This window comes from Roseomonas rosulenta, from assembly GCF_016106005.1.
GTDB classification, from domain to species: Bacteria; Pseudomonadota; Alphaproteobacteria; order Acetobacterales; family Acetobacteraceae; genus Neoroseomonas; species Neoroseomonas rosulenta.
This window is the reverse complement of record NZ_JACADR010000189.1, coordinates 1-8,595: the sequence shown is the minus strand read 5'-3', so window position 1 is coordinate 8,595 and position 8,595 is coordinate 1. Positions and strand designations below refer to the sequence as shown.

9 protein-coding genes are annotated in these 8,595 nt (G+C 69.9%); 5 read left to right on the top strand and 4 right to left on the bottom strand.

Features of this window, described 5'->3' with window-relative positions; genetic code table 11:
- The coding region (locus tag HW578_RS28475; RefSeq protein ID WP_198372243.1) for a DUF374 domain-containing protein at positions 1 to 388 on the bottom strand (388 nt) is incomplete at its 3' end.
- Positions 389 to 570: 182 nt separating this feature from the next.
- Between HW578_RS28475 and HW578_RS18785 the strand changes: the two genes are divergently transcribed.
- The 3 genes from HW578_RS18785 (at position 571) to trxA (ending at position 5,282) form a co-directional block, all read left to right on the top strand.
- A complete protein-coding gene (locus HW578_RS18785; protein ID WP_198372242.1) occupies positions 571 to 1,719 on the top strand; it encodes an efflux RND transporter periplasmic adaptor subunit in 1,149 nt (382 codons plus the stop codon).
- A gap of 4 nt (positions 1,720 to 1,723) precedes the next feature.
- Complete coding sequence (locus HW578_RS18780; RefSeq protein ID WP_198372241.1) at positions 1,724 to 4,873, top strand: efflux RND transporter permease subunit; 3,150 nt, start codon at positions 1,724 to 1,726, stop codon at positions 4,871 to 4,873.
- A gap of 76 nt (positions 4,874 to 4,949) precedes the next feature.
- On the top strand, positions 4,950 to 5,282 hold the full coding sequence (gene trxA, locus HW578_RS18775) for a thioredoxin TrxA (protein ID WP_198372240.1): 333 nt from the start codon (positions 4,950 to 4,952) through the stop codon (positions 5,280 to 5,282).
- 6 nt (positions 5,283 to 5,288) lie between these two features.
- On the opposite strand, the gene HW578_RS18770 is transcribed toward trxA, so the two are convergent.
- The 3 genes from HW578_RS18770 to HW578_RS18760 form a co-directional block, all read right to left on the bottom strand.
- Positions 5,289 to 6,341 (bottom strand): glycosyltransferase family 4 protein, encoded by a 1,053-nt coding sequence (locus HW578_RS18770; protein WP_232479109.1) that lies wholly within the window; start codon positions 6,339 to 6,341, stop codon positions 5,289 to 5,291.
- 7 nt (positions 6,342 to 6,348) lie between these two features.
- The gene (locus HW578_RS18765) at positions 6,349 to 7,158 is read right to left on the bottom strand and encodes a UDP-2,3-diacylglucosamine diphosphatase (RefSeq protein ID WP_198372239.1); all 810 of its coding nucleotides are present in this window, start codon (positions 7,156 to 7,158) and stop codon (positions 6,349 to 6,351) included.
- A gap of 130 nt (positions 7,159 to 7,288) precedes the next feature.
- Positions 7,289 to 7,642, bottom strand: a complete 354-nt coding sequence (locus tag HW578_RS18760) for a DUF2306 domain-containing protein (protein ID WP_198372238.1) — start codon at positions 7,640 to 7,642, stop codon at positions 7,289 to 7,291.
- A 55-nt stretch (positions 7,643 to 7,697) separates the two neighbouring features.
- Here HW578_RS18760 and HW578_RS18755 point away from each other — a divergent pair, with 55 nt between their 5' ends.
- Both HW578_RS18755 and HW578_RS18750 read left to right on the top strand, forming a co-directional pair.
- Complete coding sequence (locus tag HW578_RS18755) at positions 7,698 to 8,228, top strand: TetR/AcrR family transcriptional regulator (RefSeq protein WP_198372237.1); 531 nt, start codon at positions 7,698 to 7,700, stop codon at positions 8,226 to 8,228.
- A gap of 88 nt (positions 8,229 to 8,316) precedes the next feature.
- Positions 8,317 to 8,595 (top strand): diacylglycerol/lipid kinase family protein (locus HW578_RS18750; RefSeq protein WP_198372236.1); only part of this gene is annotated, 279 nt, incomplete at its 3' end.

The following is an 8,595-nucleotide window of genomic DNA, read 5'->3' as shown; positions in this document are numbered from 1 at the left end:
CCGCGACACCGCCGCCGGCCAGGATCCGCGTGAGTGCCCTGAGCCCCGTCGCGCCGCCCTTGGAGGAGGAGGCGTGCACCACGTCGATCCCGAAGGGCCGCACCGCGGCCGCGATCAGCCGCCCGTCGCGGTGGCGCGAGATCAGCACCTGCGCCCGCCGCCCGCCCGCCTGCGGCACACGCCGCGCGAGCAGCCGCCAGCCGAGCGCGGCCAGCGGCAGGCGCTCGTGCCAGAAGGCCAGGATCATCGGGCGGCCGGCGAAGGCGCGGGCATGCTCCTCGCCCACCAGGGTCCAGCGCGTGGTGGCCCAGACCAGGCGGAGATAGAGCGCGACCAGCCAGGCCAGCAGCCCCTGCACGGCGGGGTGGCGGATCAGGCGCTTCGCCACGGGGGGATGCACGGGGTTGTCACGCAGCGGCCCTAGCACGCCGCGCGGCACCGGCGAAGCGGCCCCCCGTCCTGGTGGTTTCGCGATGGCGCCGCGGCGTGGCAGGATCGCTCCCATCGATGATGCGAAGGTGGCTCGATATGGCGTGGGAGCGGGTGCTCGGGGGTTTGGCGGCACGACGCATGCGCAGGGCGGCGCTGCTGGCCGCGCTGCCGCTGGCGGTGCTGGCCGGCTGCAAGGAATCCGCCCCGCCGCCGCAGCAGACCGGCGCACCGCCGGCTGTGGTGGTGGCGCGCGTCGAGCGCGCCGCAATCAGCCGGGGGGCCGAGTTCATCGGCCGGGTCGAGGCGATCGACAAACAGGATGTGCGCGCCCGCATCACCGGCTTCCTCTATGCCCGCCATTTCGAGGAAGGCGCTCAGGTCAAGGCGAATGACCTGCTGTTCACCATCGAGCAGGCGCCCTTCGCCGCCGAGGTGGCGCTGCGACGCGCCGCGGTGGAGCGCGCCGAGGCCGAGCTGCGCAACGCCACCACCCAGGTGCAGCGTGGCCAGGAACTGCTGCGCACCAACGCCATTCCGCAATCCACGGTGGATGACCGCATCACCGCCCAGGCCGCGGCGCAGGCCGAGCGCGATTCGGCCAAGGCGCAGCTCGAGCAGGCCGAGATCCAGTACGGCTACACCACCATCCGCGCCGCCTTCGACGGTCGGGCGGGGCGATCCCCGCTCAGCCCGGGCAACGTGGTCGGCCCTGATTCCGGCATCCTGGTCCAGATCGTGCGCGACGACCCGATCCGCGTGACCTTCCCGGTGACGCAGCGCGAATTGCTGCGCTTCCGGCGCGAGGGCGGCCAGGCCGGGCCTGACGCGGTGCAGGTGCTGGTGCGCCTGCCCGACGGTACGCTGCTCGACACCGCCGGGCGGGTCGACTTCATCGACGTCACGGCGAACCGGTCGACCGACAGCGTGCAGGTGGTGGCCCAGGTGCCCAATGCGCAGCGGCTGCTGACCGACGGCCAGGCGGTCGCGGTGGTGGTGCGCGAGGGGCAGCCGCAGCAGGCCATCGTGATCCCGCAATCGGCGCTGCAGATCGACCAGCAGGGTCCCTTCGTGCTGGTGGTGGGTGCGGAGAACAAGGTCGAGGTGAAGCGCGTGCGCATCACAACCGGCCCCGACGGCCAGACTATCGTGACCGAGGGGCTCGAGCCCGGCCAGCTCATCATCATCGAGGGATCGCAGCGCGCCCGGCCCGGCCAGCCCGTGACGCCCCGGATGCAGGAGGCCCCGCCGCCCGGCGCCACCCCCACGACTCCCGCGCGCGGCGGCTGAGCGCATGATCAGCAAGGTCTTCGTCGATCGGCCGCGCCTTGCGGTCGTCATCGCCATCGTGATGACCATCGCGGGCATCGTCTCGCTGATGCAGATACCCGTCGCACAGTTCCCCGACATCGTCCCGCCGCAGGTGACGGTGACGGCGAACTACCCCGGCGCCTCGGCCGAGGTGGTGGAGGCGACGGTCGCCCAGCCGATCGAGAGCCAGGTCAACGGCGTGGACAACATGATCTACATGCGGTCCACCAGCGGCAATGACGGGTCCTATACGCTGACCGTCAGTTTCCGCGTCGGCACCGACCCCGACCAGAACACCACCAACGTGAACAACCGCGTGCAGCTGGCGTTGGCGCAATTGCCCGACCAGGTGCAGCGGCAGGGCCTGTCGGTGCGCAAGAAATCCTCCGCGCTGCTGCAGGTGATCACGCTGCGCTCGGTGAGCGGCGATCACGACACGCTGTTCCTGTCGAACTACGCCACCATCAACATCCTGGACGTGTTGAAGCGCGTGAACGGGGTGGGCGACGTCATCATGTTCGGCGCGCGCGACTATTCCATGCGCATCTGGTTCGAGACCGACCGGCTGACGGCGCTGAACCTCACGCCCAACGACATCGTGGCCGCCATCCAGGCGCAGAACCAGGTGGCACCGCTCGGGCGCATCGGCGCGCAGCCGGCGAGCAACGACACCTCCTACCAGCTCAACATCCGCACCACCGGGCGGCTCGAGAGCACCGACCAGTTTGGCAACATCGTGATCCGCGCCAATCCCGACGGCTCGGTGCTGCGCGTGCGCGACGTGGCGCGCATCGAACTGGGGGCCTGGAACCAAGACCAGAGCACCCGCGTCAACGGCCAGGACGCGATCGGCATCCAGATCTACCTGGCCCCCGGCGCCAATGCGGTAGGCACGGCCGATGCCGTGGCCCAGACGATGAACCAGCTCGCCGCGCGCTTCCCCGCCGGCATCGAGTACGCGGTGAACTACGACACCACCGGTTTCGTGAAGCTAACCATCCACGAGGTGATCAAGACCCTGATCGAGGCCTTCGTACTGGTGGTGATCGTGGTCTTCCTGTTCCTAGGCTCGATCCGTGCCACGCTGATCCCGCTGGTGGCGGTGCCGGTCAGCCTGATCGCCACCTTCGTCGTGCTCAATGCCATGGGGTACTCGGCCAACACAGTGTCGCTGCTGGCGATGGTGCTGGCGATCGGCATCGTGGTGGACGACGCGATCGTGGTGGTCGAGGCGGTCGAGGCGACGATGGAGGAGAACCACGCCCTCTCGGTCGCCGACGCCACCAAAAAGGCGATGGAGGGCATCACCGCGCCGATCATCGCCATCACGCTGGTGCTGCTCTCGGTCTTCGTCCCGCTCGCCTTCATCCCGGGCATCTCGGGCGAGCTGTTCCGGCAGTTCGCTGTGACCGTCTCGGTCGGCATGTTCTTCTCGGCGATCAATGCACTCACGCTCTCGCCGGCGCTCTGCGCGGTGCTGCTCTCGGCGCATCACGGGCCGAAGAAGGGGATCATGGGCCGCGTCTCCCGCGGGATCGACTGGGTGCGCGACGGCTATGCCGCCATCGTCGGTCGGGCGGTGCGCGTAGCCTTCGTCTCCATCATCCTGCTGGCGCTGTTCATGGCGGGCATCATCGGCGCGGGCAGCCGCACCCCCACCGGCTTCCTGCCGCAGGAGGACCAGGGTGCCTTCTTCGTCGAGATCCGCATGCCGGAAGGGGCCAGCCTGAACCGCACGCAGGCCGTCGCGACGCAGGTGGAAGCCGTGGCGCGCAACCTGCACGGCGTGCAGGACGTCATCACCATCACGGGCTATTCCATGCTGAACGGCCTGGCGCAGTCCAACAGCGCCTTCCTGATCATCACGCTGAAACCCTTCGACGAACGCACCACGCCCGCGCTCGGCGTGAACGGCATCATCGCCGCGATCGCGCGGGGCACCAACGAGGTGCCGGCGCAGATCATCCCCTTCAACCTGCCGCCGATCATTGGCCTGGGCACCGCCGGCGGCTTCGAGTTCCAGCTGCAGAACCTGGAAGGCCGCCCGGTCGGCGAGATGGCCGCAGTGATGCGCGCGCTGGTGCTGGCGGCCAACCAGGACCCGGCTCTCACACGGGTCTTCTCGACCTTCTCGGCGAACAGCCCCTCGGTATTCCTCGATATCGACCGCGACCGCGCACAGGTGCTCGGGCTGTCGCTGAACGACATCTTCTCGGCGGTCTCGGCGGCGATGGGCGGGGCCTACGTCAACGACTTCAACCTATTCGGCCGCACCTGGAAGGTCAGCCTGCAGGCCGTCGAACCCGACCGCTCGGGCATCCCGGACATCTACCGGGTGAACCTGCGCAACCGCGACGGGGAGATGATCCCGCTGCGCGCGCTCGCCGAGGCGCGCATCGAATTCGGCCCGCAATCCATCATCCGCTACAACAACGTCCGCAGCCTGACGATCAACGGCGAATCGGCGCCGGGGCGTTCCTCGGGCGACGGGCTCGCGGCCATGGAGCGCGTCGCCAACGCCACACTCCCGGCCGGCTATTCCTTCGAATGGACGGGCACCGCCTTCCAGGAGAAGGCCGCCTCGGGCCAGACCGGCACCATCCTCGCACTTGCCGTGCTCTTCGCCTTCCTGTTCCTGGTCGGGCTGTACGAATCCTGGACCATCCCGGTGCCGGTGCTGCTCTCGGTCGCTGTGGGCGTGCTCGGCGCCATCGCGGCGATCGGGCCGGCGGGGCTGTCGCTCGACCTCTATGCCCAGGTCGGCATCGTCGTGCTGATCGCGCTCGCGGCGAAGAACGGCATCCTGATCATCGAATTCGCCAAGGACCAGCGCGAGAACAAGGGCGTGCCGATCATCGAGGCGGCGACGCTCGGCGCCAAGCTGCGCTTCCGCGCGGTGATGATGACGTCCTTCGCCTTCATCCTCGGCCTCTATCCGCTGGTGGTGGCCGAGGGTGCGTCCGAGATCAGCCGCCGCGCCGTCGGCACGCCGGTCTTCTGGGGCATGCTGGCGGCCTCCTCGATCGGCATCTTCATGATCCCGATGCTGTATGTGGTGTTCCAGACGCTGCGCGAACGCATCAAATCCATGATCTTCCGCACCAAACCTGCCGTCGAAGCCCCCCACGCTTGACCCCGCGCCCGCGGCGCACGATTTCTGTCCCAACTGCGGGGGCCTTCCGTCCCCGCCCCCTGATGGAGACCCCCCCATGGGTGACATGACCAAGCCCGTCTCCGACGATACCTTCAAGCAGGACGTGCTGGAGGCCTCGGGCCCGGTGCTGGTGGATTTCTGGGCGGAATGGTGCGGCCCCTGCCGCATGGTGGCCCCCATGCTGGATGAGATCGCCGCCGAATACGCCGGCAAGCTGACCATCGCGAAGGTGAACATCGACGACAACCCGATGACGCCCAACGAATACGCGGTGCGCGGCATCCCGACCCTGATCCTGTTCAAGGACGGCAAGCCGGTCGAGACCAAGGTCGGCGCCATGCCCAAGGGCGCGCTCAAGGCCTGGATCTCCGGCGCGATCGGCGAATAGCGCCCTCTACGCCACCGGCACCAGCGCGGCGCGGAACTGCGCCGCGCAGGCCTCCCACGACCAGTTCTCGGCATGCGCGCGGCAGGCTGGCCTGTCGGCCTCCAGCGCGCGCAGGCACGCCGCGCGCAGGTCGTCGTCCAGCGCGCCGATGCGCGGGTCGGTCACCACGTCCCGAGGTCCCGTCACCGGAAACGCCGCGACCGGCGTGCCCGACGCCAAGGCCTCGAGCAGCACCAGGCCGAAGGTGTCGGTGCGCGAGGGAAACACGAAGACATCCGCCCCCGCGTAGGACCGCGCCAGCGCGCCATTGTCGCGATAGCCCGTGAAGTGCACGCCCGGGAAGCGCGCCATCAGCCCGGCGCGCGCCGGCCCGTCGCCCACCACCACCTTGCTGCCCGGCAGGTCGAGCGAGAGGAAGGCCTCGATCCCCTTCTCCACCGCGACCCGCCCGGCATAGAGGAAGACCGGCCGCGCCAGCCCCTCCCAGGGGTCGCGCGGCTCGGGGCGGAAGCCCGCCAGATCGACGCCCCGCGTCCAGGCGCGCACCTTGGTGAAGCCGCGCTCTGCCAGCTCCTCGCGCAGCGAACGTGTCGCCGCGAAGGTGCCCGCGCCCGCCTCGTGGAAGCGGCGCATCACCGCCCAGGACCAGGCCACCGGGATGCGCGTGCGCGCATGCAGATAGTCCGGGAAACGCGTGTGGAAGGCGGTGGTGAAGGGCCAACCGCGCTTGCGGCACAAGGCGCGCATCGCCCAGCCGAGCGGGCCTTCGGTGGCGATATGCACCACCTCCGGTGCGAAGGCATCGACCAGCTGGCGCAGCCGTCGGCCGGGCGCGATCGCCAGGCGGATCTCGGCATAGCCTGGCATCGGCACGTTCACGAAGCGGTCGGGGCCGATCACCTCCACCGTGTCGCCGCCGGCGCGCAGGTGGTCGGCTACGATGGACATGGTCCGCACCACGCCGTTCACCTGCGGGAACCAGGCGTCGGAGACGATCAGGATGCGCAGCGATGCGGCGCGCGCGCCGATGCTGCCGGCCGCGAGCGGCGCGTCGTCCATGGCCGCGTCAGGCCGCTGGCAGCGCAGCCGGCGCCCGCTTCGGCGCACGCGCGAAGGACAGGCGGTTCTCCGCCACCCAGTCCACCAGTTCGAAGCGGCCATCGGCGTGCTCGACCAGCGCGGTGCAGCTCTCCACCCAGTCCCCGTCGTTCATGTAGAGCACGCCCTGCACGGTGCGCATCTCGGCATGGTGGATATGGCCGCAGATCACGCCATCGAGCCCCCGCCGCTTCGCCTCGATGGCGAGCGCGGTCTCGAAGCGGTCGATCGCCTTGACCGCCTCCTTCACCTGGCGCTTGAGCCACTGCGACAGCGACCAGTAGGGATAGCCGAGCCGGCGGCGCGCCGCGTTGAACCAGCGGTTCAGGGCCAGCGCCCAGTCATAGGCCCAGTCGCCCAGATGCGCGATCACCTTGGCGTAGCGGATCACGCCGTCGAACTCGTCGCCATGGATGACCAGGAAGCGGCGGCCGTCGGCGGCGGTATGCTCGGCCTCGCGCGCAAGCTTCACGCCGGCGAATTCCAGGCCGAGCCAGTCGCGCAGCATCTCGTCATGATTGCCCGGGATGTAGATCACCTCGGTGCCGTGGCGCGCCATGCGCAGGATCAGGCGGATCGCCTCGTCATGGTCGGCATCCCAGTACCAGGATTTGCGCAGCCGCCAGCCATCGACGATGTCGCCCACCAGGTACAGGCGTTCGCATTCCACCTTCTTCAGGAAATCCACCAGGAAGTCGCAGCGCGATCCCTTGGTGCCGAGATGGACATCCGAGAGGAAAATGCTGCGGTAGCGGCGGCGCGGGCTGGCATCATGCATCCGAAACACTCTCCCGGACGGCGCCCCGCCGCGCGGGGCGTCCGCGCGACTCCGGCGGCGTGCTGCAGTTGCGCTGCGCGATAGCCCGCGCGTGGCGCGCTGCGCGTGAATCTTGGATGAAGCATGCGGCTCAGCCGAACAGCAGCGCGTGCAGCGTCCGCCCGGGCATCAGCGTGGCGAACAGCCCTGCCACCACCAGCGCGCCGGCGTTGCTCAGCATGGCGCGCCGGTGTGACGCAATGCGCCCGCGCCGGACCATCCACACCGCGTAGGGGATGTTCAGCAGCGTCACGACCGACAGGACGTGCAGCATCGAGAGATGCCCACGCGACTGGATGCCGAAGGCACTCGCCGCGCTCAGCAGCATGGCGGCGGCGGCGACGCGGCCGAGCCAGCGATGCATCCGGATGCCCTTGGGCAGCACGAGCACCGCCAGGATCGCGGCCAGCGCGGCGAGGGAGAAACCGAGGTGCAGCAGCAGCATGTCGCATCGCCTTCCGGAGCATGTTATCAACGTCAACATACCGGGAATGTTAGCGATGTCAACATCGAGAAAGTCATACCATCACGGCGACCTGCGCGCCGCCCTGCTCGACGCCGCGGACGCGCTGCTGGAACAGGGCGGCGACGGCGCGGTCAGCCTGCGGGAGGCGGCGCGCATGGCCGGCGTCTCGCCCACCGCCGCCTATCGCCATTTCGCCGACAAGGACGACCTGCTGGCGGCGCTCGCGGTGCGTGGCTTCGCCGCCTTCGGCGCCGCGCTGCAGGCGGCGCAGGCCGGACCGGGCGTCTCCGCCTTCGCCGCGCGCGGCCGCGCCTATGTGCGCTTCGCGTTGGAACGTCCCGGCCGCTTCCGCCTGATGTTCGGCCCGCTGCTGGCGCGCGCGGCCGCGCATCCGACCTTGCAGGCGGCGTCGCGCCAGGCCTTCGCCGCCCTCGAAACCGCTGCTGCGGGGCGCGAGCCGGCGTTGCGCGGCTGGAGCATGGCACATGGCCTGGCGCATCTGCTGCTGGACGGCGCGATCGAGGCCGAGGACGCACAGGCGCTCATCGACAGCCTGCTGCGATGAACTCCGCGCGGCGCCGGCGCGCCATGTCATGCTGCCGCCGCGCAAGCGTCGCCGAATTGTCACCACCCGCTGCCAGAAGCCACGCCCGATGGCCATGCGCATGCCTCCGCAACTGCTGATCATCTTCAACCCCGCCGCTGGCGCGCGCCGCCGCCGCCGGCTGCTGGCCGCGCTCGACCTGCTGCGCGGACTCGGCATGCGGCCCGAGGTGGCGGACACGACGCATCGCGGCCATGCGGTCGGTATCGCGCGCGAGGCCGCGCGGGCCGGCGTGCCCGTGGTGGTCGCCGCCGGTGGCGACGGCACCATCGCCGAGGTCGCCGCGGGGCTGTCGGGGTCGGACAGCGCGCTCGGCGTGCTGCCGCTC

Bases quoted from the DNA above. Each gene is read 5' to 3' on its own strand.
- HW578_RS18785 (WP_198372242.1), top strand. From the start codon at position 571: ATGCGCAGGGCGGCGCTGCTGGCCGCGCTGCCGCTGGCGGTGCTGGCC.
- HW578_RS18780 (WP_198372241.1), top strand. From the start codon at position 1,724: ATGATCAGCAAGGTCTTCGTCGATCGGCCGCGCCTTGCGGTCGTCATC.
- trxA (WP_198372240.1), top strand. From the start codon at position 4,950: ATGGGTGACATGACCAAGCCCGTCTCCGACGATACCTTCAAGCAGGAC.
- HW578_RS18770 (WP_232479109.1), bottom strand. From the start codon at position 6,341: ATGGACGACGCGCCGCTCGCGGCCGGCAGCATCGGCGCGCGCGCCGCA.
- HW578_RS18765 (WP_198372239.1), bottom strand. From the start codon at position 7,158: ATGCATGATGCCAGCCCGCGCCGCCGCTACCGCAGCATTTTCCTCTCG.
- HW578_RS18760 (WP_198372238.1), bottom strand. From the start codon at position 7,642: ATGCTGCTGCTGCACCTCGGTTTCTCCCTCGCCGCGCTGGCCGCGATC.
- HW578_RS18755 (WP_198372237.1), top strand. From the start codon at position 7,698: ATGTCAACATCGAGAAAGTCATACCATCACGGCGACCTGCGCGCCGCC.